The sequence below is a fragment of the Azospirillum ramasamyi genome, assembly GCF_003233655.1.
Taxonomy (GTDB): Bacteria; Pseudomonadota; Alphaproteobacteria; order Azospirillales; family Azospirillaceae; genus Azospirillum; species Azospirillum ramasamyi.
Genome location: NZ_CP029829.1, coordinates 396,418 through 421,750 on the forward strand (window position 1 = coordinate 396,418; position 25,333 = coordinate 421,750).

Here is a 25,333-nt window from a genome sequence, read left to right on the forward strand (position 1 = left end):
GTAGAGGTTCTTACAAGCGGCGGCCGAGCGGCGGCCGAGCGGCGGGACACTCCCCGGACTCCCCCCGGACTTCCACGACAAGACGCAACAGCAGACAGGGCAAGGCATGTGCAGCGTGATTCTCCTGCGGCGACCCGACGCAACCTGGCCGTTGGTCGTCGCCGGGAACCGTGACGAGATGACGGGGCGGCCGTGGCTGCCTCCGGCCCGCCATTGGCCCGACCGGCCCAACGTGGTCGCCGGGCTGGACGAGTTGGCCGGCGGTTCCTGGATGGGGCTGAACGACGAAGGGGTGGTGGCGGTCATCCTCAACCGCTTCGGCACGCTGGGTCCGGAGGCCGGCAAGCGGTCGCGCGGCGAACTGGTGCTGGATGCGCTCGACCATGCCGACGCCGCCGATGCGGCGCGCAGCTTCGCCCATCTCGACATCCGCGCCTACCGCCCGTTCAACCTGGTGATCGCCGACAACCGCGACGCCTTTCTGGTGGTGCATCGCGGCGCCAACCCGCGCCACCGGCCGGAGGTGTCGTCGATCCCCGCCGGCGTTCATATGCTGACCGCCTTCGAACTGGACGATCCGCAGGATCCGCGCATCGCCTTCTACCGTCCGCTGTTCGAGCATGCCGCGCCGCCGTCAGTGGACGCGCCCGACGCGGAGTCCTTCGCCTGGGGCGGCTGGCCGGAGTTGATGGGCAGCCGTATCTGGGAGGGCACGCCGGACGAGCGCGGCGCCATGGACTTCCTGCTGCCCAGCGGCTTCGGCACCTCGTCCAGCTCGCTGCTGGCGATGCCCAGGGTGGAGCGGCCGGATCTGAATCCCATCTGGCACTTCGCCCCCGGCCGCCCGCACGCGGTGCCTTATGCGCCGGTGGAGCTGTGAGGGACGGCCGGATACCGCAGAATTCCCTCCTCCAGCCTGCCCTCCGGCCCCCGTCGTTGTGTTCGTGCACCCGGCTTGCTATATCACTGGGGCACATTCCTGGACCGGCAAGCTCGCTTGACCGGTCCTTACGTATTTGGACGAAGACGCTATGACACGACGCCGGCGCATCTACGAAGGCAAGGCCAAGGTACTCTTCGAAGGGCCGGAGCCGGGCACCCTGGTGCAGTACTTCAAGGACGACGCCACCGCCTTCAACAACCAGAAGAAGGGCATCATCACCGGCAAGGGGGTGCTGAACAACCGCATCTCCGAGTATCTGATGAGCCGTCTGTCCGAGATCGGCGTGCCCACGCACTTCATGCGCCGCCTGAACATGCGCGAGCAGCTGGTGCGCGAGGTGGAGATCATCCCGATCGAGGTCGTGGTGCGCAACGTCGCCGCCGGCAGCCTGTCGCGCCGCTTCGGGATTCCCGAAGGCACGCCGCTGCCGCGTTCCATCATCGAATACTATTACAAGTCGGACGAGCTGGGCGACCCGATGGTCTCGGAAGAGCACATCACCGCCTTCGGCTGGGCCGGCCCGCAGGATCTCGACGACATGGTCGCGCTGTCCTTGCGCGTGAACGACTATCTGTCCGGCCTCTTCCTCGGCATCGGGCTCAAGCTGGTGGACTTCAAGCTGGAGTTCGGCCGGCTGTGGGAGAACGAGGAGATGCGGATCGTCCTGGCGGACGAGATCAGCCCCGACAACTGCCGCCTGTGGGACGTCAAGACCAACGAGAAACTGGACAAGGACCGGTTCCGCCAGGATCTGGGCCGTGTCGAGGAAGCCTATCAGGAGGTCGCGCGGCGCCTCGGCATCCTGCCGGAGGGCGGGCCGAGCGACGTCAAGGGCCCCAAGACCATCCAGTGACCGGCATCCAATGACCGGCTTCCAGTAACCCCCCCCTCCACCAACACCGTAAAGCGAGCGGACATCCGATGAAGGCCAAGGTTCACGTCACCCTCAAGCGCGGCGTTCTCGACCCCCAGGGCAAGGCCATTGCGCACGCGCTGCACACGCTGGGCTTCGACGGCGTCGAGGACGTCCGCGCCGGCAAGGTGATCGAGCTGCAGCTCAAGAGCACCGACGAGGCGACCGCCCGCAAGGAGGTCGAGGCGATGTGCGGCAAGCTGCTCGCCAACACCGTGATCGAGGACTACGCCATCGAGCTGGTGGCCTGAGCCACGGTTCGCGGGATGCGGAGCGCGGCCGATGGGCGTCGATCATGAACGCTGAACATCTGGCCGCGCTCGACCCCATCTTCGCCGAATGCCTGCGCATCGGCGGCCCGGTGATCCGCGACTTCACCCGGCCGACCGGCTTCGTCGGCCTTCTGCGCATGGTGATGGAGCAGCAGCTCTCCACCAAGGTCGCGCTGGCGCTGTGGGCCAAGCTGCAGGACCGGCTGGGCGGCGAGGTCACTCCCGGCGCCATCCTGGCGCTGGACGATGAAACCCTGCGCGCCTGCGGATTTTCCCGCCAGAAGATCGGCTACGCCCGCGGGCTTGCCGAGGCGGTGGCGAGCGGACGGCTCGATTTCGACATCATTCACGACCTGCCGGACGAGGAGGCGATTGCCCAACTCGTCGCGCTGAAGGGCATCGGCCGCTGGAGCGCCGAGGTCTATCTGATGACCACGCTCGACCGGCCGGACATCTGGCCCGTCGGCGATCTGGCGATCCAGCTGGGCGTCCAGCGTCTGAAAGGCTGGGCCGACAAGCCGACGGCGAAACAGCTGATCGAGGTGGCGGAGCCCTGGCGGCCCTACCGCTCGCTGGCGGCGCGTCTGGTCTGGCACCATTACGTGGCGCTGCAGGAGCAGGCGAGGGCGGCAAGGGTCGGCAAGGGCTTGCTCCCTCGCTAACCCTCCCCCGCTAAAGCGAATCTGCATTCCGGAGAAAAGTGCCGGGACCATGCGCTGGGCTATTCCTGGCGCCGCTCGGCCGGACAGTTCCTGTCCAACCTGCGGCCGTTCGCGTAGAGGCGTCAGGTCAGCGGGGGCGGCGCTTCCCGGTGCCGTCCCCCGCCGTTGGTCCTGCCGCGGTGCCGCTGCTGAAGCAGCCGCGTCCGCGTCCGCGCGTCGTCCACCATCGGCACGATCGCCAACAGAACCAGGAATGCGGCCAGCGGCACCGTCGTGACGTAGCCCGCATATTTGAACCCGGCGGCCCCGACCACCCCGCCCAGGCAGAAGGCGCCGAGCAGGGACACCAGCAGACCCAGGCGGGGCCAGTCGGTGCGCACCGGCTTGTAGCGCGCCGATTCGGTGCCGAGGTTGATGTAGACCAGCTTGCCCAGCTCGATCCCGATGTCGGTGACGATGCCGGTCATGTGGGTGGTGCGGATCTCCGCATTGGAGATCTTGGTGATGATGGCGTTCTGCAGCCCCATGATGAAGCACAGCAGCAGCACCGTCACCGGCACGAACAGCGCCCGGTGATCGTCCAGGCTGTTGCCCAGCAGCCCGAAGCCGAGCAGCAGCAGCGCCTCCCAGAACAGCGGGTAGGCATAGGCGCTGTGCATCCGGTTGTGCCGCCCCCAACTGACGAGGATGGTCGAATAGGCCGCCCCGGACACGAAGGCCGCCACCGACGCCATCCCCGCCGCCACCGCCACGAGCTGCCCCAGCACCAGATTGTCGGCGACGGACGAGATGATGCCGGTCATGTGCGAGGTGTATTGCAGCACCGCCAGAAGCCCGCCCGCGTTGATCGCTCCGGCGACGAAGGCCAGCGACACGCCGAGATGGACGTTGGCGCGTCTGGTTCTCTTGTTCTCGGAAAGCTTGCGCAGATAGGAGACCGGCATGCGGCACCGCGGGGCGAAGGATTTGGAACAGGATAGCGGAGGGACGGTGCGCAGGACAATGCGACGGGATGCGCCTTTTCGTCTTGCGAGACCTTCCCCTTGGCGGCGGACCCGTTCCATGCTTCCATTCTGCTCTTCATCGGCGTGAGGCTTCCGCTCATGAGCCCCGAATTCCTCATCACCTCCCTGATCGTCGTCGCTTCGCCCGGCACCGGGGTGCTGCTCACGCTGGCGGCTGGACTGTCGCAGGGCGCGCGGGCCAGTGCGGTCACGGCGTTCGGCTGCGCGCTGGGGATCGTGCCGCACATGGCGGCGGCCGTGCTTGGGCTGGCGGCACTGCTGCACACCAGCGCCGTGGCGTTCCAGGGGCTGAAAATCCTGGGCGTGCTCTATCTGCTCTACATGGCCTGGGCGACGCTGAAGGAGCAGGGGGCGCTCGGCGTCCAGGCGGAGACGGCGCGGCTCCCGGCCGGGCGGATGATCCTGCGGGCGGTGCTGGTCAATGTGCTGAACCCGAAGCTGTCGATCTTCTTCCTGGCCTTCCTGCCGCAATTCGTCAGCGACGCCGATCCGCAGCCGCTCGCCCGCATGCTGGAACTCAGCGGCGTGTTCATGGCGCTGACCTTCGCGATCTTCGTCGTCTACGGCCTGTTCGCCGCCGCGGTGCGCGATCAGGTGGTCTCCCGCCCGCGGGTGATGGCCTGGATGCGCCGCAGCTTCGCCGCCGCCTTCGCCGCGCTGGGTGCCAAGCTGGCGCTGGCGGAGCGGTGAGACGGGAATTGGAGAGTTTGACGGGCTGGACTATATCTGACCATTCCTCTGGTCAGGATGTTCAGGCATGAACATGATCCCGCGTGCCGATGCCAAGGCCCATCTCGGCGATCTGGTCGCGCAGGCGGAGGCGGGGCTCGCGCTGGGTGTCGAAACGCTTTCGCCTTGACGGCCGACGGTTCCGCCGAGCCCTGACCGATGCGCCGCGCCCGCCCGTCGCACCGGCCACTGTTACGGAATGCGTACCGCGTGCTAAGGTGCCGCCGGGCGCGCTGCCGGTATTCCGTATCAGGGGGGCCGGCAACGCGCCCGTTGTCGTCCGCCTCCTGTTCCGGGCCTTGATGCTGCAATCTCTTTACCGTGGCCTGACGACCGTTGCCGGGCCGGCGGTGCGCCTCTATCTCGACCGCCGCCGCGCCGCGGGCAAGGAAGACCCCGTGCGTCAGGCGGAGCGCTTCGGCATGCCCTCGCGCCCGCGGCCCGACGGACCGCTGGTGTGGATCCATGCGGCCAGCGTGGGCGAGGCGAATTCGGTCCTGGTCCTGATCGGCCGGCTTCTGGACGACGCGCCCGACCTGACCGTGCTGATGACCACCGGCACCGTCACCTCGGCCGAACTGATGGCGCGGCGGCTGCCCGAGCGGGCGATCCACCAGTATGTGCCGGTCGATCTGCCGGGCGCCGTCGACCGTTTTCTCGACCATTGGCGCCCCGACGCGGTGCTGTGGACGGAATCGGAGATCTGGCCGAACCTGCTGGCCGGCATCCGCGCCCGTTCCATCCCCGCCGCCCTGGTCAACGCCCGCATGTCGGAGCGCAGCTTCGCCCGCTGGCGCAACGTGCCGGGCTTCGTCGGCGGCCTGCTGTCGACCTTCCAGATCACGCTGGCCCAGACCGAGGGCGATGCGGAGCGGCTGCGCCGGCTGGGCGCCGCGGGCGTCGCCAGCGTCGGCAACCTGAAATTCTCCGCCGAGCCGCCGCCCGCCGCCGCCGATGCGATGGAGCCGCTGCGCGCCGCACTGGACGGGCGGCCGGTCTGGCTGCTCGCCAGCTCCCATCCGGGGGAGGAGGAGATCGCGGCGGCGGTCCACGCGGCGCTGGCTCCGGCTCTTCCCGGCCTGCTGACAATCATCGTCCCCCGCCATGCCCATCGCGGCGAGGCGGTTGCCGAGCTGATGCGGGCGCGCGGGCTGCCGGTTCTGCGGCGGACGGACCGCCATCTGCTGCCGGGGCCGGAGCATGCCGTCTATGTCGCGGACACGATGGGCGAGCTGGGGCTGTTCTACCGCGCGGCGCCGGTGGTGTGCATGGGCGGCTCCTTCATCCCCCATGGCGGACAGAACCCGGTGGAGCCGGCGCAGCTGGGATGCGCGGTGCTCTATGGCCCGCACATGTTCAATTTCGCCGAGATCACCCACATGCTTGAGGCCGCCGGCGGCGCCCTGCCGGTCGCGGACGGCGAGGCGCTGACCCGCGAGATCCGGCGGCTGCTGACCGACGGCCGCGCGCGCGACCGCATCGTCGCGGGTGCCGCGCGCGTGACGGCGGACAACCGGCGGATCATCGACCGCGCGATGGCGGCGCTGTCCCCGCTGCTGGGCACCGCCGGCATCCCGACCGCCGCCTGAGGGATGAGCTTGAGGGGATGATCGGCCCGTGAAGACCCCCGCCTTCTGGTACAGGCCGCCCGGCCTGGCCTCCACTCTGCTGGCGCCGCTGGGCGCGCTCTATGGGCTGGCCGGACGGCGGCGCATCGCCGGGACCGTTCCGCGCCGGGTCGCGGCGCCGGTGGTCTGCGTCGGCAATCTGGTGGCGGGCGGCGCCGGCAAGACGCCGGTCGGGCTGGCGCTGATTGCCGCCTTGCGCGGCCACGGCATTTCCGCCCATGCGCTGACCCGCGGCCATGGCGGACGGGAGGCCGGGCCGCTGCGGGTCGATCCCGCCCGCCACAGCGCGGCCGATGTCGGTGACGAGGCGCTGCTGCTGGCCGGCGCCGCTCCCTGCTGGGTGGCGCGCGACCGGGTGGCGGGGGCGCAGCGCGCGGTCGCCGCCGGGGCAGGGGCCATCGTCATGGATGACGGGTTCCAGAACCCGGCCCTTCACAAGGATCTGGCGCTGATCGTCGCCGACGGCGCGGTCGGCTTCGGCAACGGGCGGCTGGTGCCGGCGGGGCCGCTGCGCGAACGGGTGGCCGACGGCCTCGCCCGTGCCGATGCGCTGGTGATCCTGGGGGAGGACCGCCATGGCGTCGCGGCGCTGGCCGGCCGGCGCCCCGTGCTGAAGGCGTGGCTGGAGCCCGATCCCGATGCCGCCGCCCGGCTCGCCGGCCGCGACGTCCTGGCCTTCGCCGGCATCGGCCGCCCGGAGAAGTTCTTCGCCACGCTGGAGGCGCTCGGCGCCCGCGTGATGGAGCGTGCGCCCTTCGCCGACCACCATCCCTACCGCCCCGCCGAGGTCGCGGCCCTGATCGGACGCGCCGCGGCGATGGGCGCCTTGCCCGTCACCACCGCCAAGGACGCCGTGCGCCTGCCGCCGGAGCTTCGGGGCAGGGTGGAGGTGCTGCCCGTCGCGGTGCGCTGGGAGGATGAAGGGGCGCTCGCCGCGCTGCTGTACCCTATGCTGTTGAAAGGAAGCCCCGATGGCCAAGCCGCGTAGCCCGCTGCAGCAATGGCTGACGCGCAATGTCGGCTACAAGCTGGAGGCGGCGCTGGTCCATGGCGTCTGCGCATTGTTCCGGGCGCTGCCGCTCGACCGCGCGTCGGCGCTCGGCGGCTGGATCGGACGGACGGCCGGGCCGTTGCTGCCCAAGAATGCCCGCGCCCGCCGCAACCTGACCCGCGCCTTCCCCGAGAAGAGCAGGGCGGAGATCGACGCGATCCTGCGGGATATGTGGGACAATCTTGGCCGCACCATCGCCGAGTTTCCGCATCTGGAGCAGATCGGCCGCGAACGGGTGGAGGTGGTGGGCGTCGAGCATGTCGACGCCCTGCGCGACGACGGCAAGGCCGGCCTCATGGTCTCCGGTCATCTCGCGAACTGGGAGGTGCAGTCGGTCGTCGCCCGGATGCGCGGGCTGGAGTTGGGGCTGGTCTATCGCGCGCCCAACAACCCGATCGTCGGCGAGTTGCTGGTGAAGCTGCGCGGCGCGGCGACCGGCATGCAGATCCCCAAGGGGCCGGACGGTGCGCGGATTCTGCTGCGCCACCTGACCAGAGGCGGCCATGCCGGCATGCTGATCGATCAGAAGATGAACGACGGCATCCCGGTTCCCTTCTTCGGCCGCGACGCCATGACCGCGCCGGCCGCCGCCGTCCTCGGCATGAAAATGAAGCTGCCGCTTTGCCCGGCGCGGACCGAGCGGCTGGAGGGCGCGCATTTCCGCATCACCGTCCTGCCGCCGGAGGAATACCCGACCAGCGGCGACCGCAATGCGGATGCGCGAATTCTGATGGAACGGCTGAACCGGCTGTTGGAGGATTGGATCCGCGACAAGCCGGCGCAATGGCTGTGGATCCACCGCCGCTGGCCCGACTGACCGCTCCCCTACCGTGCCAAGGCCCGCCGCCATGACCCTGCCGCTCGACCCCCATCTGCTGCAACTCTACATGATCGCCGTCTGTGTCCTGGTCCTGGCGCCGGGGCCGGATTCGCTGCTGGTGCTGACCCGCAGCATCGCCGACGGCCGTCAGGCCGGGGTGGTGGCGACGCTGGGCATCTGTGTCGGCAACATGGTGCATGCGCTGCTGGCCGCCGCCGGCATCTCCGCCCTGATCGCGGCCTCGACCACGCTGTTCGACATGCTGCGCTATGCCGGCGGCGCCTATCTGGCGTGGATCGGCCTGCGGTCGCTGTGGAACGTCTGGACCAGCCGGGGCGCCGAGCCCGCCCCCGCGGTGGAGACGCCGGCCTCCGCCCGCGCCGGCCGTGTGTTCGTCCAGGCGCTGCTGACGAACCTGCTGAACCCGAAGGTCATCCTGTTCCAGCTGGCCTTCGTCCCGCAATTCATCGCCCCCGCCCTGGGCCATGTGGCGCTGCAGACCTTCATCCTCGGCAGCATCATCTCGGTGCTGGGCGGCATCTATCTGGCCGGCATCGCCGCGCTCAGCGCCGGCGCCGCCCGCCGCGTGCTGTCCAGCCCGCGGGTGCGCGCGGCGCTGGACGGCATCGCCGGGGTGCTGTTCCTGGGCTTCGCGCTGCGCCTGCTGCTGACGGACCGGAAGTTCGCGTGAGGGGCGCGGCAGCCGCCCCTCACGCTGTCCCTCTCGCCGCCCCGCTTACCAAAGATCGTCCTCGTCCTCCGCCCCGGTATCGACATCGAAGGTCGCCGCCTGGCGGACGACGGGGTGGCTGTCCTTCCATTCCTCGAAATCCGACACCACCGCCGGGCGGATGCCGAGAGCCAGCACCGGGCAGCCGCCGCCGCGGCCGGCGTCCAGCCGGTAGAGCAGCTTCTTCATCCAGGTGGTGCTGGCGCCGTACTTGTTCTGGAAATTCTTCATCTCCACGCGCCGCGCCACCTCGGTGAACAGCGGGATCAGCTCGGCGCTGCGGGTCAGCAGCACGCCGGCGTTGATGATGCCGCATTCGTAAAAGGTGCGGGCGGCGTAGAGATCGCGGTCGAAGGTCTGGTCCTTGCTGTTCCATTCCAGATCGAACGATACCCGCCCCTTCACGAAGTCGATCTTGTGACCGTCGATGAAGCCGTTGACCTTGTACAGCTCCTCGCGCTGGCGCTGCTCGGTCACGGTCTGGCCGCGGTTCTTGCCGGCGACGCGGCGCTTTTCCTCGTGCGTCACGATCATCTTGGTGATGAACAGGTCGCCGCGGATGCGCGTCTCGTTCCAGCCCAGCGGGTTCAGCATCCGCTCCATCGTCTTGGCGATCTGCGACTTGTTGCCGCCGGACGCCACGATGTCCTCGGTGCGGATGCGGAACTCCATCAGCCGCTCGGTGATCTCGCGGAACTCGGGCGTGCAGGCATAGGCCAGGATGCGGGCCGCGTTGCGGTAGCTGTGCACCTCGTACAGGTCGAGGAAGCCCGGCGGGAACAGGTCGCCCAGGTCGGGATCCCGCGCCTCGATCAGCGGGGCCTTGTCGTGGATGCAGGCAAGCAGGTTCATGACGGCACATGCGCGATGGAAAACGGCGCCACCATGGCGGCTGCGGCCGGCCAAATCCACCCTTTCCGCCCGACGGCACCGCCTCGCGGCGCCGGCCGGGGCCGAACTGGCGACTATTCCCGCAGCTATGGTAAGGTCGCCCGCGCGCCGGGGTGGAAAATGCGCGGCAAGTTCGCCGGGGGACCGTGATGAGCGACGAATTCCTGTTCGCGGAGGAGGAGCCCGCCGTCGAGGTGACGGCCGAGGCCGCCGAACCGGTCGAGCCCTGGCTGATCCTGATCGTCGACGACGACCCCGCCATCCACGCCACCACCAAGATGGTGCTGCGCGGCTTCAGCTTCGAAGGGCGCCCGGCGCAGTTCCTGTCGGCCGCCACCGCGGCGGAGGCCCGCGGGGTGCTGCGGGACAACCCGGCCATCGCGGTGATCCTGCTCGACGTGGTGATGGAATCCGACGACGCCGGCCTGCGGCTGGTCCGCTACATCCGCAGCGAGTTGAGCAACCGCCGGGTCCGCATCATCCTGCGCACCGGCCAGCCGGGACAGGCGCCGGAACGCGACGTCATCCTCAGCTATGACATCAACGATTACAAATCGAAGACGGAACTGACGGCGCAGAAGCTGTTCACCTCCGTCGTCGCGGCCTTGCGCGGGTATCAGGACATCACCGCGATCGAGGACCACCGCGAGGGGCTGGAGCGCATCCTCGACGCCTCCTCCACGCTGCTGGGCAAGCGGACGATGGCGGAATTCGTGCGCCATGCCGTGGCGCAGATCGTCGGCGTCTGTCCGCCCGCCGACGGTGTGGCGCTGGTCAGCCGCCGGTGCGACGGCATGTCCGGCGGGCCGCGGACGTCGGAACCGCTGGTGCTGGGCGGCGCCGGCCGCCATGTCGGGATGGAGGGAACGCCGCTGTTCCTGGCCCTGCCGAACGAGGCGGTGCAGGCGGTGACGGCGGCGCTGGCCGACGGCCGCAACCGGTTCGAGCGCGGGCACAGCGTCGTGGTCTTCCGCTCCGCCACCGGGCGGCACGACACGGCGGTCTATCTCGGCCATGGCCGGGCGCTGACGGCGGACGAACGGCGGCTGCTGGAGGTGTTCTGCGCCAAGGTCGCCATCGGCTTCGACAACGTCCACCTCTATGAGGAACTGACCGAGTTGAACCGCAGCCTGGAAGGCCAGGTGGCCGAGCGCACGCGCGACCTCGTGGCGGCGCGCGAGGCGGCGGAGGCGGCGCGGTCGGAGGCGGAGGCGGCCAACCAGGCGAAGTCGCTGTTCCTGGCGACCATGAGCCACGAGATCCGCACGCCGATGAACGGCATCCAGGGCATGCTGGAACTGCTGGAGCACACCAGCCTGACCGGCGATCAGCGCGAGCTGGTCACCGTGGTGCGGGAATCGGCCGGCGCCCTGCTGACCATCATCAACGACATCCTGGACTTTTCGAAGATCGAGGCCGGGCGGCTGGACCTGGAGCGGGTGCCGGTCGCGCTGGCCGGCGTGGTGGAGGGGGTGGCCGACACGCTGGCCCCCGGCGCGCGGGCGAAGGGCCTGTCGTTGATCACCTATGTCGATCCCGACCTGCCGGCCGCGGTGCTGGGCGATCCGGTGCGCATCCGGCAGGTGCTGTTCAACATCGCCGGCAACGCGGTGAAGTTCACCCAGTCCGGTTCGGTGACGGTGCGGGTGGAACTGGCCCATTTCGACGGCGACCGCGTCATCATCCGGGTGGCGGTGACCGATACCGGCATCGGCATCTCGCCGGAAAACCAGCTCCTCCTGTTCCGCCCCTTCACCCAGGCGGAGGTTTCGACCACCCGCCGCTTCGGCGGCACCGGGCTTGGGCTGTCGATCTGCCGGCGCCTGGCCGAACTGATGGGCGGCGACATCGGCGTCGCCAGCGAACCGAATGTCGGCTCCATCTTCTGGTTCACTTTCGCGGCCGATCTGGTCCCGGCGGAGGATGACGCCTGCCCTCAGCGGGCGCCGCTGCAGGGCGTGACGGTGCTGCTGCTGGCGGCGGATGCGGAGGAGCGCGGTTTTCTCGCCCGCTACCTGAACGCCGACGGCGCCCAGGTGGTTGAGGCCGCCGATGCCGGCGCGGCGTTGCGCAGCCTGCTGCCCACCGCCGCCTGCGACGTGCTGGTCTCCACCTTGGGCACAGACGGCGCGGCACTGGACGGCGACCCGCGTGGCCGGGTGCGTGGCCACGTATTGATCGGCGGCGACGCGCTGACCGCCGGCGATACGGCCGCGCTCGCCTCATCGGGGGGTGGGGCCGGCGCCGGGACCGTCGTGCTCGGCCGGCCGGTGCGGCGGACCAGCCTGATCCGCGCCGTCCTGGCCGCCGCCGGACGCATGCCGGCCGGGGAGGGCGGCCGGGCCGATCTGCAGCCGGAACCGGAGCCCGCCGCTCCCGCCGCCGGCCGGCGCCGGCTGCCCTCGGTGGAGGAGGCGCGGGCGCAGGGCCGCCTGATCCTGGTGGCCGAGGATCACCCGACCAACCGGCAGGTCATCCAGCGTCAGCTGACCCTGCTGGGCCATGTCATGGAAACCGCGGAGGACGGCGCCCAGGCGCTCGCATTGTGGCGGACCGGCGGCTATGGCCTGCTGCTGACCGACTGTCAGATGCCGGAGTTGGACGGCATGGAGCTGGCCCGCAGCATCCGGGCGGCGGAAGCGGCCGGGGGAGGCCCCCGCCTGCCCATCGTAGCCATCACCGCCAACGCGACGGAGAACGAGGCCCAGCTCTGCCTGCTCGCGGGCATGGACGACACGCTGGCCAAACCGGTCAGCCTCGCCGACCTGCGCCGCGTGCTCGACCGCTTCCTGCCGCCGGACGGTCACGCGGAAGGCTGGGCGGAGGAGGAGCCCGCCGAGCCGTCCGCCCAGCCGCCGGAGGCCGTCGAAGCTTCGCCGGAGGCCGTCGAAGCTTCGCCGGAGGCCGTGGAGGATTCGCCGCAGCAGGCGGCCGACCTGCTGCCGCCGCTCGACATGGGGGCGCTGACCGCGCTGTTCGAAGGTGACGTCGACTTCGTCCGCCATCTGCTGGGCGAGTTCGTCACCTCCAACCGCAGTTCCCACCGTTGGCTCATCGATGCGCTGGCGGGCGAGATCTGGGACGAGGTGCGGCAGGCCGCGCACAAGCTGGCGGGATCCTCGCGCACCGTCGGCGCCCGCGATCTCGCCGCCGCCGCCGACGCGGTGGAGATGGCGGTGATCGACCGCCGGCTGGACGGCATCGCCGCCATGGTCGCCCGCGTCGGCATCGAGCTGGACCGCGTCGTCGGCCATATCGAAGCGGTCTGATCGTCCAACCGCGCCGGCTGTAACGAACCCGACATGGCAGCCCCCTTGTCGCCTTTGCGACAAGGTCATGTTGCATCGCAGCTTCGGAAAACTCTGAACATTTCCCGTGGCTTGGCCGGTATCCTCCGGCTGGCACGCCGCTTGCTGTCATGGGGGTATCCCGGCCCCGTGCCGGCCCCAAAACCCACATGCGCGTCACAGCGAGAGCGGAAGCCAAGGAGAACGGGATGCACATCGTCGTCTGTATCAAACAGGTGCCCGACAGCGCCCAGATCCGCATCCATCCCGTCACCAACACCATCATGCGGCAGGGCGTGCCCGCCATCATCAACCCCTTCGACCTGTTCTCGCTGGAAGAGGCGCTGCGGCTGAAGGACAAGGTGGGCGCCCGCGTCACCGTGCTGACCATGGGGCCGCCGATGGCGGAAACCTCGCTGCGCAAGGCCCTGTCCCTGGGCGCCGACGACGCGGTGCTGCTGACCGACCGCAAATTCGCGGGCTCCGACACGCTGGCGACCTCCTACGCCCTGACCTCCGCCATCCAGAAGCTGGCGGAGGAGGAGCCGGTCGACATCGTCTTCTGCGGCAAGCAGACCGTCGACGGCGACACCGCCCAGGTCGGCCCCGGCATCGCCACCCGGCTCGGCTTCGAGCAGCTGACCTACATCACCAAGATCGAAGACCTGAACATCGCCTCCAAGGAGATCGTGGTGCAGCGCCGCTCCGAAGGCGGCGTGCAGGTGCTGAAGACCAAGCTTCCCTGCATGATCACCATGCTGGAAGGCACCAACACCATCCGCTTCGGCAAGATGGACGATCTGTTCCGCGCCGCCCGCTACGACCTGAAGACCTGGAGCCGCGACTACACCGGCGCCGAAGAGGGCCGCGTCGGCCTGAAGGGCTCGCCGACCGTGGTGTCGAAGGTGTTCGTGCCGAAGCCGCGCGCCGAGAAGGCCAAGATGATCGAGGCCGCATCCGATACGCCCGACGCGATGGCCGCCGCCGCCATCGACGCCATTTTCGCCGCCCAGCCCAAGCTGGCCGACGACCTGCTCGCCCGCGCCGCGGCCGGGCTCTGACGATCAATCCGCGGGAGACCCGACGATGAGCGAACCGAGCAAGCCCCAGGGCCGCAAGTTCCAGCTTCCCGAACACCTGAAGGTTTACAAGAACGTCTGGGTGATCGTGGAGCAGGAGCGCGGCATCGTCCATTCCGTGTCGCTGGAACTGCTGGGCGAGGCACGCAAGCTGGCCGACAAGCTGGGGGTGGAGGTCGGTGCCGTGGTCCTGGGTGCCGAAAGCCCCGACCTGAACCGCATCTGCGGCGAAGCCATCAGCTATGGCGCCGACATCGTCTACAAGGTGACCGACCCGGCGCTGGCCGACTACCGCACCGATCCCTATTGCCGCGTGATGACCGACGTGGTGAACGCCCACAAGCCGGAGATCGTGCTGCTGGGCGCCACCACGCTGGGCCGCGATCTGGCCGGCGCCATCGCCACCACGCTGGCGACCGGCCTGACCGCCGACTGCACCGAGCTGGACATCTACGCCGACAACCGCTCGCTGGCCGCCACCCGGCCCACCTTCGGCGGCACGCTGCTCTGCACCATCCAGACGCTGGCCTACCGGCCGCAGATGGCCACCGTCCGCCCGCGCGTCATGGCGATGCCGGAATGCGACGATGCCCGCACCGGCCGCGTCGTCGAAATCCGGCCCGATCTGCGGGAAGAGGACATCGTCACCAAGGTTCTGAACTTCATCGCCGACCGCGAGCAGAACGAGGCGCAGCTGGCTTTCGCCGACATCATCGTGTCGGCCGGCAAGGGGTTGGGCAAGGTCGAGAACATGAAGCTGGCCTTCGATCTCGCCCGGGTGCTGGGCGCCGAGGTCGGCGTGACCCGGCCGCTGGTCCAGGCCGGCTGGGCCGGCAATGACCGTCAGGTCGGGCAGACCGGCAAGACGGTGCGGCCGAAGCTCTACATCGCCGCCGGCATCTCCGGCGCCATCCAGCATCGGGTCGGCATGGAGAAGTCGGACCTGATCCTGGCGATCAACACCGATCCCAACGCGACGATCTTCGACTTCGCCCATCTGGGGCTGGTCGGCGACGCGCTGAAGATCCTGCCGGCGCTGACCGATGCCTTCGGCCGCCGCCTGTCCGTCAACCGCATGGCCGGCTGACCGCCGGACGAGAAAGGAGCCTGTCGACATGGTCGAAAAGTTCGACGCCATCGTCATCGGTGCCGGCCCGTCCGGCAACGCCGCCACCTACACGCTGGCCAAGCAGGGGCTGAAGGTGCTCCAGCTCGAGCGCGGCGAATATCCCGGCGCCAAGAACGTCCAGGGCGGCATCATGTACGCCCATGAGCTTGAGAGGATCATCCCGGACTTCCGGGACGATTGCCCGACGGAGCGCCACATCATCGAACAGCGCGTCTGGCTGCTGGGCGACGACAGCTATCTCGGCACCAACTACCGGTCGGAGTCCTTCAACAGCGACAAGCCGAACCGCTACACCATCATCCGCGCCAACATCGACAAATGGTGGGGCGAGCAGATCCGCAAGGTCGGCGGCCTGCAGATCTGCGAGACGACGGTGACGGAGCTGATCCGCGATGCGTCCGGCAAGGTGATCGGCGTGCGCACCGACCGCGAGGGCGGGGAGATCCATGCCGATGTCGTCATCCTGGCCGACGGCGTGAATGCCCTTCTGGCCAAGCGTGCCGGGCTTCAGACCGAAGCGGCACCGGAGAATGTGGCGCTGGCGGTGAAGGAGATCCTCTTCATCGATCCCGAACTGATCCAGCAGCGCTTCGGCGTCAAGGAGGATGAAGGCGTCGTCATCGAGATCATGGGCAAGGTGACCAAGGGGATGGTCGGCACCGCCTTCCTCTACACCAACAAGGAATCGCTGACGATCGGCATCGGCTGCCTGATCTCCGACTTCAAGAACGGCGATTGCCCGCCTTACCGGATGCTGGAGGACCTGAAGAACCACCCCGTCATCAAGCCGCTGATCGAAGGGGCGGAGATGAAGGAATATGCCGCCCACATGATCCCCGAGGGCGGCTACAAGGCGGTTCCGCAGCTCTACGGGGACGGCTGGATGGTGGTCGGCGACGCCGCCCACTTCAACAACGCCGCCCACCGCGAGGGCTCCAACCTCGCCATGGCTTCGGGCCGGATGGCGGCGGAGACGGTGATCGAGCTGAAGGCCGCCGGCAAGGGTTATTCCGCGTCGAACCTGGCCGCCTACAAGAAGAAGCTGGACGACAGCTTCATCATGAAGGACCTGAAGAAGTATCGCGATCTGCCCGGCATCATGCATGGCAACAAGCAGTTCTTCGGCGCCTATCCCGACGAAATCACCGCGGCGGCCCACAGCTGGTTCACCGTGGACAGCGTCGACAAGAAGTCGAAGGAAAAGCAGATCATGAAGTCCTTCATCAAGCGCCGCTCGGTGATGGGACTGGTCGGTGACGCAATCAAGCTGGTGAGGGCCGTGCGATGAACATGATGGTCAAGGTCGAAGAGAAGCTCTATCAGAACCGCTATATCGTCGACGAGAGCCGGCCGCATATCCAGATCAAGAGCGAGGAAGCCTGCAAGAGCTGCGAAAAGCAGGCCTGCACCTTCTGCTGCCCGGCCGCCTGCTACAGCAAGAACGAGACCGGCGGCGTGACGCTGGTGACCGACGGCTGCCTGGAATGCGGCACCTGCCGCGTCGTCTGCCAGGACAAGGGCAACATTGCCTGGGACTATCCGCGCGGCGGTTACGGCATCAGCTACAAGTTCGGCTGACCGGCCCGCGTCCGCTGTCTTCCCCCGAAGTCGAATGGCCCCCGCGCGGCGACGTGCGGGGGCCGGTTTCTTTGGCGGGGAGCGGTTGCCGGGGGATCTCCCGCCGGCACTGTTCTAAACGGTACCCCGCAACACCCCCGCCGCGTGGTCCAGCGCCCGCTGCAGTTCCGCCGGGAAATAGGGCTTGCGGACGAATCCGAAGGGCTCGCAATCGGCGGCGCGGTGCCGGGTCTCCGCATCGGCGAAAGCGGAGGTGAAGATGCAGCGGATGCCGGTGCGGGCGCGAATGGCCGTGGCGGCTTCGATCCCATCGCGGGGGCCGAGCAGGCGGATGTCCATCATCACGATGTCGGGGCGCAGCCGGTCGGCCGCGTCGATCGCGGCGTCGGCATTGTCCTCCATACCGATGACGGTGAAGCCCAGCATGCCCAGGATCTCTTCCAGAGCCATGGCGGCAAGGCTTTCGTCCTCGACGACGAGGATGCGGAGGGGAAGGTCGGAGGCAGGCGTAAGATCTGTCATCGTGCTCGCGCAGGTGCTGTCACAAGAATTCTACAGGAGCCGCGCAGTCGGCGAACCCAAAAATCGCAGGGTTATGACCAATGGTGCGGTCTGCGCCCGATGCATGGCGCAATGGACAGGTATGGCCGCAGCTCGGGCGCGGCTGATTGGGGAAGGACCGTATGCCCCTGTTTTTCACCCCGTCGGCGTACCATCTCTATCTTATGGCTGTTTTCAGGACCGAACATCGCGGCCCTGCGCGCGTCCCTTGCGGATCATTGGCGGGGCCGCGCATTATTCCATGAGGAGAACGGCGATGGACCTGCGTGTCTGTTTCGAGAACATGGAGAGCGTCAACGTCAACGACGCGGCGATGATGAAGCACTACGCCAAGAGCTATCTGGCGGATTTCGACCCGGAATGGGCCGGCTTCATCATGCTGCCCCATGACGAGACCATGCGTGCGACGATGGAGCCCGCCTGGCAGGTCCTGATCCGCGACGCCACGCCGCGGACGGAGCAGGAGCTGCTGCGCTACATCGACGAAAACCCGATGGCCGCCTATCACGTCCATGTCTATCGGCGCGATGACGGCCCCAACGAGAGCAAGATCCACTGACGGCAAAGGGAGCGCGACCGGCGCCCCCCTTTCATTCCGCCTCGTTTCATATTATCGGGCCTAACGTCTGACGCATCAGACTTTAGGCTCGCCCTCAAGCGGCGGGCGCGGCCGTCCGGCCGCTTGCCTTCGCAGGCACGGGCCTGCGGAGCCGCAGTCGCGGCCCTTGCCCCCGAGCGTAAGTCAGTGCTTACGCTCGGGGGTATCACATCATCGGGCTGCTGCCGGCGGTTCAGCCGGCCGGCGACCCCAGCAGGCTGTCCAGCGGGACGAAGCGGTCGGCCATCTTGCGCGCCTCTTCCTTGTGGACCTTGAAGGTCTTCTCCGCGATGGCGTTGGACACCAGGAAATCCTGGTAGGCGCGTTCCAGATGGAAGCGGTAGCGCGCCGACATGCCGTCGTCGTCCAGCCCCTCCATCCCATGGTCCGCCGACAGGTAGTCGTGAAAGCGCTGCAGGATATGCAGGCGGTTCACGTTGACCACGCGCTGGTCGTAGGTGACGTGGAAGAAGCGCAGGAAGTCTTCCGCGGTTTCCAGATCGTCGAGTTCGTCGGTGAAATCGCTCATCGTCGAAGGCTCCTCACGCGTGCTGCTGGGTGGAAGGGGAGGGGCCGCACCCCTCTTGGTCGCAGATGTTGCCACAAGAGCTGCAGGCCACACCGTCCAAACGTATATCGCTAAGCCGAAATTCCGAAAGACGGATATTCCTGGCGGAAAGCTCAGACGTTTCGGTTGCGGTGTGGGCTTCCAGCCGGGCTTCGATGCGGTTGATGTGGTCGATCAGGCAGGCGATGGCTTTGCCGACCGGGTCCGGCATCAGGTGATGCTCCAGGTCGATGCCGTGATCCGGGATCTGGCTGCCGGACGGATGGCGTTGAGTTTCCGGCCGCACCACCCGGCCGGGGATGCCGACCACGGTCATTCCCGGCGGTACCGGCTTGGTCACAACGGAATTGGCGCCGACCCGCGCGTTGGCGCCGACGGTGATCGGCCCCAGGATCTTGGCGCCGGCACCGATCAGCACGCCGTCCGCCAGCGTCGGGTGCCGCTTGCCCTTGGTCCAGGAGGTGCCGCCCAGCGTCACCCCGTGATAGAGCGTCACGTCGTCGCCGACCTCCGCGGTCTCGCCGATCACCACGCCGGCGCCGTGATCGATGAAGAAGCGGCGGCCGATGGCGGCGCCGGGATGGATGTCGATGTTGGTCACCGCGCGCGCCACATAGGACAGGAAACGCGCCGGCCAGCGCAGCCCCCGCCGCCAGGCCGCGTTGGCGAAGCGGTAGATCACCAGCGCATGGATGCCGGGGTAGCAGGTCAGCACGTCGAAGACGTTGCGCGCCGCCGGATCGCGGTCGAACACGCAGGCGACGTCCTCGCGCAGCAGGGCCAGAATGCCCGGAGAGCTTGCTGGCCCGGTCATGTCGCCGCCTCCAGGAAGGCATGCAGTTCCTCGGCGGTCGGCGGCCGCTTGGCGCGGGTGGCCAGCGCGCGGACGCGCGGCAGCACCGCCTGCGCCGTGGCGTCGTCGCAGGCGATGCCGAGCCGTTCATAGGCGAGCTTCACCGCCGCGGTTCCCGAATGCTTGCCCAGCACGATGCGGTGCTCGCGCCCGACCTCGGCCGGGTCGAAATTCTGGTAGGTGGCGCGGTCGCGCAGCAGCCCGTCGACATGGATGCCGGCCTCGTGGGTGAAGACGGCGGCGCCGACGATCGACTTGTTGACCGCCACCGGCCGGTTGGACGCCCGCTCCACCAGATCGCTGATGACGCCGAGCGACCGCGTCTCCACGCCGGTGCCGATGTGGTAGAGGTGCTTGAGCGACACCACCACCTCCTCCAGCGGGGCGTTGCCGGCGCGCTCGCCCAGGCCGTTCACCGTGGTGTTGACATGGGTGGCGCCGCCCAGCACCGCGGCCAGCGAATTGGCGTTGGCGAGGCCGAGGTCGTCATGGGCGTGGATTTCGATCTCTAGGTCGGTCGCCCGGCGCAGCCGTTCGATGCAGGCGCGCGTCTGGAAGGGGTCGAGCACGCCCAGCGTGTCGGCGAAGCGGAAGCGGCGGGCGCCGGCGGCCTGCGCCACCGTGGCGGCGGCGATCAGGAAATCCATGTCGGCGCGGGAGGAATCCTCGCCGCCGACGCTGACCTCCAGCCCATGGTCGCGCGCCTGTTTCACCCGGCGCTCGATCTCGGCCAGCGCCCAGGGGCGGCTGCGCTTCAGCTTCCGCGTGATGTGGATGTCGGACACCGGCATCGACAGGTTGACGAAGCCGACATTGCAGGACAGCGCCGCCTTCAGGTCGGCGTCGTGCATGCGGCACCACACCATCAGCCGGCCCTTCAGCCCCAGCGCCGCCACGGCGCGGATGCCCTCGCGCTCCTCCTCGCCCATGGCGGGGATGCCGATCTCCTGCTCCGGCACGCCGGCGGCGTCGAGCGCCTTGGCGATGGCGATCTTCTCATCGAGCGTGAAGGCGACGCCGGCGGTCTGCTCGCCGTCGCGCAGCGTGGTGTCGTTGATGGTGGCGAAGGTGGTGGGCATGGAGGCACCTCGCACGCGGGGGCGGCGATTGCCCCCCAAGTAAGTGTCGCAGGCCGGGCCGGGGATCCGCCCCGACGGGGTGTCGTCGGGCGGGGTGCCGGGACGGGCCATCGACCCGGCCTGCGATTCCGGTGTAACGAACTGAGCCGTTACGAATAAACGGGCGCGAATTCCTTGGGCTTGCCGGCTTCCTGCTGCCAGTAGGGCGACAGGCTGCGCAGCTTGGCGATGATGCCCGGCACCACGGCGATGACCCGGTCGATCTCCTCCTCCGTCGTGTCGCGTGACAGCGAGAAGCGGGTGGCGCCATGGGCCGCGGTGTAGGGCACGCCCATGGCGCGCATGACGTGGCTGGGCTCCAGCGAGCCCGAGGTGCAGGCGGAGCCGGAGGAGGCCGCGATTCCCGCCTCGTTCAGCAGGAGGAGGATCGCCTCGCCCTCGATATACTCGAAGGCGATGTTGCAGGTGTTGGGCAGGCGGTTGTCGGGGTTGCCGGTGACGAAGCAGCTCGGCACCGCGGCCAGGATCGCCTGTTCCAGCTTGTCGCGCAGCGCCTTCACCCGCGTGTTCTCGTCGCCCATATGGAGGAGCGCCAGCTGGGCGGCGGCGCCCAGCCCGACGATGCCGGGCGCGTTCTCGGTGCCGGCGCGGCGCGAGCGTTCCTGATGGCCGCCGCGCAGCATCGGGCGGTAGCGCAGGCCGCGCTTGACGTAGAGCGCGCCGATGCCCTTGGGGGCGTGCAGCTTGTGGCCGGACAGCGACAGCATGTCGATGGCGCTGTCGGCCAGCTTCATCGGGATCTTGCCGACCGACTGCACCGCGTCGGTGTGGAAGAGGGCGCCGACCTCCTTGGCCATGCGCGCCAGTTCCTCCACCGGGAAGATCGTCCCGGTCTCGTTGTTGGCCCACATCATGGAGACGATGGCGACCCGGTCGGACAGGGCGGCGCGGTAGGCCTCCATGTCGAGGTTGCCCTTGCCGTCCACCGGGATGCGGTGGACCGTGAAACCGCGCTTCTTCTCCAGATATTCGCAGAGCGCCAGCACGCCGGGGTGCTCGACCACGCTGGTGACGATCTCGCGCTTCTTCGGATAGGCTTCCAGCGCCGACAGGATGGCGGTGTTGTCGCTTTCCGTCCCGCCGGAGGTGAAGACGATCTCGCTGTCATGGGCGGCCCCCAGCAGGGCCTGGACTTGGCAGCGCGCCCATTCGATCTTGCCGCCCACCGCGGCGCCGAAGCCGTGCATCGAGGACGGGTTGCCGAAATGGTCGGTGAAGAGCGGCAGCATCTCCTGCAGCACTTCCGGGTCGACGCGGGTGGTGGCGTTGTTGTCGAGATAGATGCCCTGACTCATGGTTTGGCGACTCATGGTTTGGCGACTCATGGTTTGGCGGCTCATGGCTTGGCGCTCCCCTTAGCCCGCATGGGCCGGCATGAGGGACGCGGGCTTGACCCGCACGAACTCGCCGAGCCTCTCGACCAGCTTCATCTGCACGCCCATCATCGTGCCGGCCGACTGCGAACAGCCGGAGCAGGCGCCGGAGAGCCGCACATAGATGTCCTTGCCGTCGATGTCGACCAGTTCCACGTCGCCGCCGTCGCGCTGGATTTGCGGGCGCATCTCCTCGATGGCGCTCATGATGGCCTGCATGCGCTGGACATTCGTCAGCTTGGGCGCCGCGGCCGTTTCCGCCTTGGGCTCCAGCGGCTTGATGGCGTCGAGGCCGACGGTGCCGGGGGCATGCTTCTTGGCGGGCGTCAGGGCGCCGGTCTTCGCCAGCACCTCTTCCAGCACCTCCTCGATCTTCTCGTGGCAGGTCTGGCAGGAGCCGCCGGCCTTGGTGTAGTGGGTGACTTCCTCAAGCGTGGTCAGGCCGTTGACGCTCACCGCGCGCTCGATCATCGCGGCGTCGATGCCGAAGCATTTGCAGACCAGTTCGCCTTCCTCGTGGTCGTCTTCCCACGCTTCGCCCTTGTAGTTGGCGATGGCGGCGCGCAGCGCCTCGGCGCCCATGACGGAACAGTGCATCTTCTCCGGCGGCAGGCCGCCGAGATACTCGGCGATGTCGCGGTTGGTCAGGGTCAGCGCCTCGTCCACCGTCTTGCCGATGATCATCTCGGTCAGCGCCGAGGAGGAGGCGATGGCCGAGCCGCAGCCGAAGGTCTGGAACTTAGCGTCCTGGATGATCTGGGTGTCGGGATCGACCTTCAGCATCAGACGCAGCGCGTCGCCGCAGGTGATGGAGCCGACCTCGCCGACCGCGTTGGCGCTGTCCAGGACACCGGAGTTCTTCGGGTTGAAGAAGTGTTCCTTGACCTTGTCGGTGTAGTTCCACATGTCGCTGCTGCCTTTCCGTGGGTGCGCGCCTAGGGGAAGAGCTGTCCGGGGGCGGGATCAGTGCGTCGAATAGGGGGCCGACGAGCCGCAGTCGGACGAGGAGGTGGAACAGGAGCTTCCGCCTTCACCGGCCGAGAAGGACTTGCCGCAGCCGCAGTTGCTGGTCGCGTTCGGGTTGTCGAACTTGAAGCCGGAGCCTTCGATGCCCTCGACGAAATCGACGACGACGCCGGACAGGAAGGGCTGGCTGTTGGCGTCGACGAAGATGGTGACCGGGCCGAAGCTGAGCACCGCGTCGTCGTCGCCGGCCGCCGCCTCGAGGCCCATCTGGTATTTCAGGCCGGCGCAGCCGCCGTCGGTCACCGCGATCCGCAAACCGGCGGCGCCGCCGCCCGACTTCGCCAGGACCCGTTCCAGGGTGGAAACCGCCGCATCTGTCAGAGTCACCATGTCCCGCCTCCTCAAGCCGCGTTGCCGGGGATGCCGGCCGATCTGACGGGGAATAAAGCAAGCGGTGTGCCAATGGGGCAAAGCATTGATATGAAAGGATTGTCAGGCTGGGCGGGCGTGGCGAAAGTCCGACAAAGTTCCGCAAGCGAACCATTTTGTCGGGTTTGGCGCGTGTCGCCTTTGCGACAGCCGCGACACTTCGCCGCACAAAAATATTATGGTCTTTCCCCGCTCCTGCGCGCGTACCATGTGGTGTCGTCGGTGCGTCGGATGGTTGATTTTCTCAACGGAAAATCCAGGCAGCGGAAAGGCGAGGGAAGCGATGGGCGACGAACCGATCGAACTCAGGATGTCGAACGGCCGCATGGCCTTCGGTGATGTGCCGGAACGGATCGACGAACTGTTGCAGGAGGCGGTGAAGGCCCGCGACATGCCGGACAGCTGCGAGGCGCTGTTGTGGGAGGCCCATCGCATGGGGCCCCGGGTGCTGCCGGTCTTCTATGCGCTCTACAAATTCTACTTCAACCGCAAGAAGCTGGGTGAGGCGGAGCGGGTCGCCCGCATCGGGCTTGATGCCGCCGCACTCCAGGGCGGCTTTCCCGCCGACTGGTCGCAGCTGACGGCGGTTTCCACCGACTGGACGGCGGCCGGGCCGGCGCGCTTCTTCCTGTTCACCATGAAGGCGTTGGCCTTCATCGAACTGCGCCGCCACAACCGGGACAAGGCGCTGGCGATCCTCGCCAGGATGGCGGAGATCGACCCGGCCGATCAGGTCGGCTACGGCACCATCGCGGCCCTCGCCCGCGGGCTGGACGGAGAGGGCGGGGCGGCGTAACGGCATCCCCCAAAAAAAATCCCCCGGCCCAGGGGGGAACCGGGCCGGGGGCAGCGGGGATTTGCGTCTCGCGACGCTCTCACGACGTGCTCTCACGTCGGGAGGAATTGCGGCCCCTTTGGGGAATTCGGGGCCGCAAACCTGTCAGGCCGCGACGGATTCCAGGGCCGGATAGTCGGTGTAGCCCTTGGCGTCGCCGCCGTAATAGGTGGCGCGGTCCGGCTCGGCCAGCGGCGCATCCGCACGGAAGCGCACGGGCAGGTCCGGGTTGGAGATGAAGGCCTCGCCGAAGCTGACCGCGTCGGCCTCGCCCTTGGCGAGCGCGGCGTCCGCGTCGCTGCGGCTGTAGCCGCCATTCAGGATGAACGGACCTTTGAAGGCCGCGCGCAGGACGGACGCCACATGCGGCGCCCCGTCCGGCGGGGCCATGTGGTGGCCGGGCCGGCCCTCGATCACATGCAGATAGGCGAGGTTGAAGGGGTTCAGCGCCTTGGTGATCGCCAGGAAATGCGGCAGCGGGTCACTGTCGCTCATGTCGTTGAACACGCCGGTCGGCGACAGGCGGACACCGATGCGTCCGGCACCGACGGCATGGGCCGTGGCCTCCAGAATCTCCAGCAGGAAGCGGCAGCGGTTCTCCACCGTCCCGCCATACTGGTCGGTGCGGGTGTTGGTGCTGTCGCGCAGGAACTGGTCGATCAGATAGCCGTTGGCCGCATGGATCTCGACGCCGTCCAGGCCGGCATCGAACACCGCGCGCTTGGCGGCATCGGCGAAATGGCGGACCAGGCCGGGGATCTCGGACGTGTCCAGGGCGCGCGGCACCGGGAAGGGCTCCATGCCCGCGCCGGTGTAGAGCTGGCCCTTCGCCGCGATGGCCGACGGGGCGACCGGCGCGGCGCCGTTCGGCTGGAAGCGCGGGTGGGAGATGCGGCCGACATGCCAGAGCTGGGCAACGATCCGCCCGCCGGCGCCGTGCACGGCCTCGGCCACCGCGCGCCAGCCCAGCGTCTGCGCGTCGGTATGGATGCCCGGCGTGTTGGGATAGCCCTGGCCGGTGTCGCAGACCTGGGTCGCCTCGGTGATGATCAGCCCGGCGGAGGCGCGCTGCGCATAGTATTCGGCGGTGAGCGCGGTCGGGCAGTTGCCCTCGCCGGCGCGGCTGCGGGTCATCGGCGCCATGACGACGCGGTTCGGCAGTTCGATCGCGCCGAGGCGGAGCGGGGTGAACAGGTCAGGCTTTGCAGTGCTTTGCGTCATGGCGGGACTACCCCCTGTTGGGCAAATCGGCTTGTATGTATGTGAGTACATAC

Annotated in this window: 26 protein-coding genes; 16 read left to right on the plus strand and 10 right to left on the minus strand. The window is 68.4% G+C overall.

Features of this window, described 5'->3' with window-relative positions:
- Positions 1 to 106: 106 nt before the first annotated feature.
- The 4 genes from DM194_RS01850 (at position 107) to DM194_RS01865 (ending at position 2,790) form a co-directional block, all read left to right on the plus strand.
- Positions 107 to 880, plus strand: coding sequence for an NRDE family protein (locus DM194_RS01850; RefSeq protein ID WP_111065660.1), 774 nt, complete (start codon positions 107 to 109; stop codon positions 878 to 880).
- 151 nt (positions 881 to 1,031) lie between these two features.
- A complete protein-coding gene (gene purC, locus DM194_RS01855) occupies positions 1,032 to 1,796 on the plus strand; it encodes a phosphoribosylaminoimidazolesuccinocarboxamide synthase (RefSeq protein WP_111065661.1) in 765 nt (254 codons plus the stop codon).
- 68 nt (positions 1,797 to 1,864) lie between these two features.
- A complete protein-coding gene (gene purS, locus DM194_RS01860; RefSeq protein WP_012973259.1) occupies positions 1,865 to 2,107 on the plus strand; it encodes a phosphoribosylformylglycinamidine synthase subunit PurS in 243 nt (80 codons plus the stop codon).
- Between the two features lie 44 nt (positions 2,108 to 2,151).
- Positions 2,152 to 2,790, plus strand: a complete 639-nt coding sequence (locus DM194_RS01865; RefSeq protein ID WP_111065662.1) for a DNA-3-methyladenine glycosylase family protein — start codon at positions 2,152 to 2,154, stop codon at positions 2,788 to 2,790.
- A 122-nt stretch (positions 2,791 to 2,912) separates the two neighbouring features.
- On the opposite strand, the gene DM194_RS01870 is transcribed toward DM194_RS01865, so the two are convergent.
- Positions 2,913 to 3,734, minus strand: a complete 822-nt coding sequence (locus DM194_RS01870) for a YoaK family protein (protein ID WP_111065663.1) — start codon at positions 3,732 to 3,734, stop codon at positions 2,913 to 2,915.
- 159 nt (positions 3,735 to 3,893) lie between these two features.
- Between DM194_RS01870 and DM194_RS01875 the strand changes: the two genes are divergently transcribed.
- The 5 genes from DM194_RS01875 (at position 3,894) to DM194_RS01900 (ending at position 8,734) form a co-directional block, all read left to right on the plus strand.
- Positions 3,894 to 4,505: a LysE family translocator gene (locus DM194_RS01875; RefSeq protein WP_111067668.1), complete on the plus strand. Its 612-nt coding sequence runs from the start codon at positions 3,894 to 3,896 to the stop codon at positions 4,503 to 4,505.
- A 341-nt stretch (positions 4,506 to 4,846) separates the two neighbouring features.
- Positions 4,847 to 6,133, plus strand: a complete 1,287-nt coding sequence (locus tag DM194_RS01885; protein WP_111067670.1) for a 3-deoxy-D-manno-octulosonic acid transferase — start codon at positions 4,847 to 4,849, stop codon at positions 6,131 to 6,133.
- Positions 6,134 to 6,161: 28 nt separating this feature from the next.
- Entirely contained in the window at positions 6,162 to 7,160 is a 999-nt protein-coding gene (gene lpxK / locus DM194_RS01890) for a tetraacyldisaccharide 4'-kinase (protein WP_111065664.1), read from the plus strand.
- Positions 7,144 to 8,040, plus strand: a complete 897-nt coding sequence (locus DM194_RS01895) for an LpxL/LpxP family acyltransferase (protein WP_111065665.1) — start codon at positions 7,144 to 7,146, stop codon at positions 8,038 to 8,040. The genes lpxK and DM194_RS01895 overlap by 17 nt, the downstream gene beginning before the upstream one ends.
- A gap of 31 nt (positions 8,041 to 8,071) precedes the next feature.
- The gene (locus tag DM194_RS01900; protein ID WP_111065666.1) at positions 8,072 to 8,734 is read left to right on the plus strand and encodes a LysE family translocator; all 663 of its coding nucleotides are present in this window, start codon (positions 8,072 to 8,074) and stop codon (positions 8,732 to 8,734) included.
- A gap of 45 nt (positions 8,735 to 8,779) precedes the next feature.
- On the opposite strand, the gene DM194_RS01905 is transcribed toward DM194_RS01900, so the two are convergent.
- Positions 8,780 to 9,625 carry a BglII/BstYI family type II restriction endonuclease gene (locus DM194_RS01905; RefSeq protein ID WP_111067672.1) on the minus strand — a complete coding sequence of 282 codons (846 nt, stop codon included), beginning with the start codon at positions 9,623 to 9,625 and terminating at the stop codon, positions 8,780 to 8,782.
- Between the two features lie 188 nt (positions 9,626 to 9,813).
- On the opposite strand from DM194_RS01905, the gene DM194_RS01910 reads away from it, so the two are divergent.
- The 5 genes from DM194_RS01910 (at position 9,814) to DM194_RS01930 (ending at position 16,737) form a co-directional block, all read left to right on the plus strand.
- Positions 9,814 to 12,933, plus strand: coding sequence for a response regulator (locus DM194_RS01910; RefSeq protein WP_111065667.1), 3,120 nt, complete (start codon positions 9,814 to 9,816; stop codon positions 12,931 to 12,933).
- A 227-nt stretch (positions 12,934 to 13,160) separates the two neighbouring features.
- Positions 13,161 to 14,012, plus strand: a complete 852-nt coding sequence (locus tag DM194_RS01915) for an electron transfer flavoprotein subunit beta/FixA family protein (RefSeq protein ID WP_111065668.1) — start codon at positions 13,161 to 13,163, stop codon at positions 14,010 to 14,012.
- 25 nt (positions 14,013 to 14,037) lie between these two features.
- The gene (locus DM194_RS01920) at positions 14,038 to 15,117 is read left to right on the plus strand and encodes an electron transfer flavoprotein subunit alpha/FixB family protein (protein ID WP_111065669.1); all 1,080 of its coding nucleotides are present in this window, start codon (positions 14,038 to 14,040) and stop codon (positions 15,115 to 15,117) included.
- A gap of 28 nt (positions 15,118 to 15,145) precedes the next feature.
- Positions 15,146 to 16,447 (plus strand): FAD-dependent monooxygenase, encoded by a 1,302-nt coding sequence (locus tag DM194_RS01925; RefSeq protein WP_111065670.1) that lies wholly within the window; start codon positions 15,146 to 15,148, stop codon positions 16,445 to 16,447.
- The gene (locus tag DM194_RS01930) at positions 16,444 to 16,737 is read left to right on the plus strand and encodes a ferredoxin family protein (RefSeq protein WP_111065671.1); all 294 of its coding nucleotides are present in this window, start codon (positions 16,444 to 16,446) and stop codon (positions 16,735 to 16,737) included. The genes DM194_RS01925 and DM194_RS01930 overlap by 4 nt, the downstream gene beginning before the upstream one ends.
- A gap of 114 nt (positions 16,738 to 16,851) precedes the next feature.
- Here DM194_RS01930 and DM194_RS01935 read toward each other — a convergent pair whose 3' ends face one another.
- Positions 16,852 to 17,259: a response regulator gene (locus DM194_RS01935; protein WP_111065672.1), complete on the minus strand. Its 408-nt coding sequence runs from the start codon at positions 17,257 to 17,259 to the stop codon at positions 16,852 to 16,854.
- A 295-nt stretch (positions 17,260 to 17,554) separates the two neighbouring features.
- Between DM194_RS01935 and DM194_RS01940 the strand changes: the two genes are divergently transcribed.
- Entirely contained in the window at positions 17,555 to 17,857 is a 303-nt protein-coding gene (locus DM194_RS01940; protein WP_111065673.1) for a hypothetical protein, read from the plus strand.
- 232 nt (positions 17,858 to 18,089) lie between these two features.
- On the opposite strand, the gene nifW is transcribed toward DM194_RS01940, so the two are convergent.
- The 6 genes from nifW to DM194_RS01970 form a co-directional block, all read right to left on the minus strand.
- On the minus strand, positions 18,090 to 18,425 hold the full coding sequence (nifW, locus tag DM194_RS01945; protein ID WP_111065674.1) for a nitrogenase-stabilizing/protective protein NifW: 336 nt from the start codon (positions 18,423 to 18,425) through the stop codon (positions 18,090 to 18,092).
- Between the two features lie 13 nt (positions 18,426 to 18,438).
- Entirely contained in the window at positions 18,439 to 19,278 is an 840-nt protein-coding gene (gene cysE / locus DM194_RS01950) for a serine O-acetyltransferase (protein WP_111065675.1), read from the minus strand.
- Complete coding sequence (gene nifV / locus DM194_RS01955) at positions 19,275 to 20,396, minus strand: homocitrate synthase (protein WP_111065676.1); 1,122 nt, start codon at positions 20,394 to 20,396, stop codon at positions 19,275 to 19,277. The genes cysE and nifV overlap by 4 nt, the downstream gene beginning before the upstream one ends.
- A 149-nt stretch (positions 20,397 to 20,545) precedes the next feature.
- Entirely contained in the window at positions 20,546 to 21,766 is a 1,221-nt protein-coding gene (gene nifS, locus DM194_RS01960; RefSeq protein ID WP_246024243.1) for a cysteine desulfurase NifS, read from the minus strand.
- Between the two features lie 45 nt (positions 21,767 to 21,811).
- On the minus strand, positions 21,812 to 22,735 hold the full coding sequence (nifU, locus tag DM194_RS01965) for a Fe-S cluster assembly protein NifU (protein WP_111065678.1): 924 nt from the start codon (positions 22,733 to 22,735) through the stop codon (positions 21,812 to 21,814).
- A gap of 57 nt (positions 22,736 to 22,792) precedes the next feature.
- The gene (locus DM194_RS01970) at positions 22,793 to 23,185 is read right to left on the minus strand and encodes a HesB/IscA family protein (RefSeq protein ID WP_111065679.1); all 393 of its coding nucleotides are present in this window, start codon (positions 23,183 to 23,185) and stop codon (positions 22,793 to 22,795) included.
- A 322-nt stretch (positions 23,186 to 23,507) separates the two neighbouring features.
- Between DM194_RS01970 and DM194_RS01975 the strand changes: the two genes are divergently transcribed.
- Entirely contained in the window at positions 23,508 to 24,020 is a 513-nt protein-coding gene (locus DM194_RS01975; protein ID WP_111065680.1) for a hypothetical protein, read from the plus strand.
- Between the two features lie 144 nt (positions 24,021 to 24,164).
- On the opposite strand, the gene DM194_RS01980 is transcribed toward DM194_RS01975, so the two are convergent.
- Positions 24,165 to 25,280: an alkene reductase gene (locus tag DM194_RS01980; protein ID WP_111065681.1), complete on the minus strand. Its 1,116-nt coding sequence runs from the start codon at positions 25,278 to 25,280 to the stop codon at positions 24,165 to 24,167.
- Between the last annotated feature and the right edge of the window lie 53 nt (positions 25,281 to 25,333).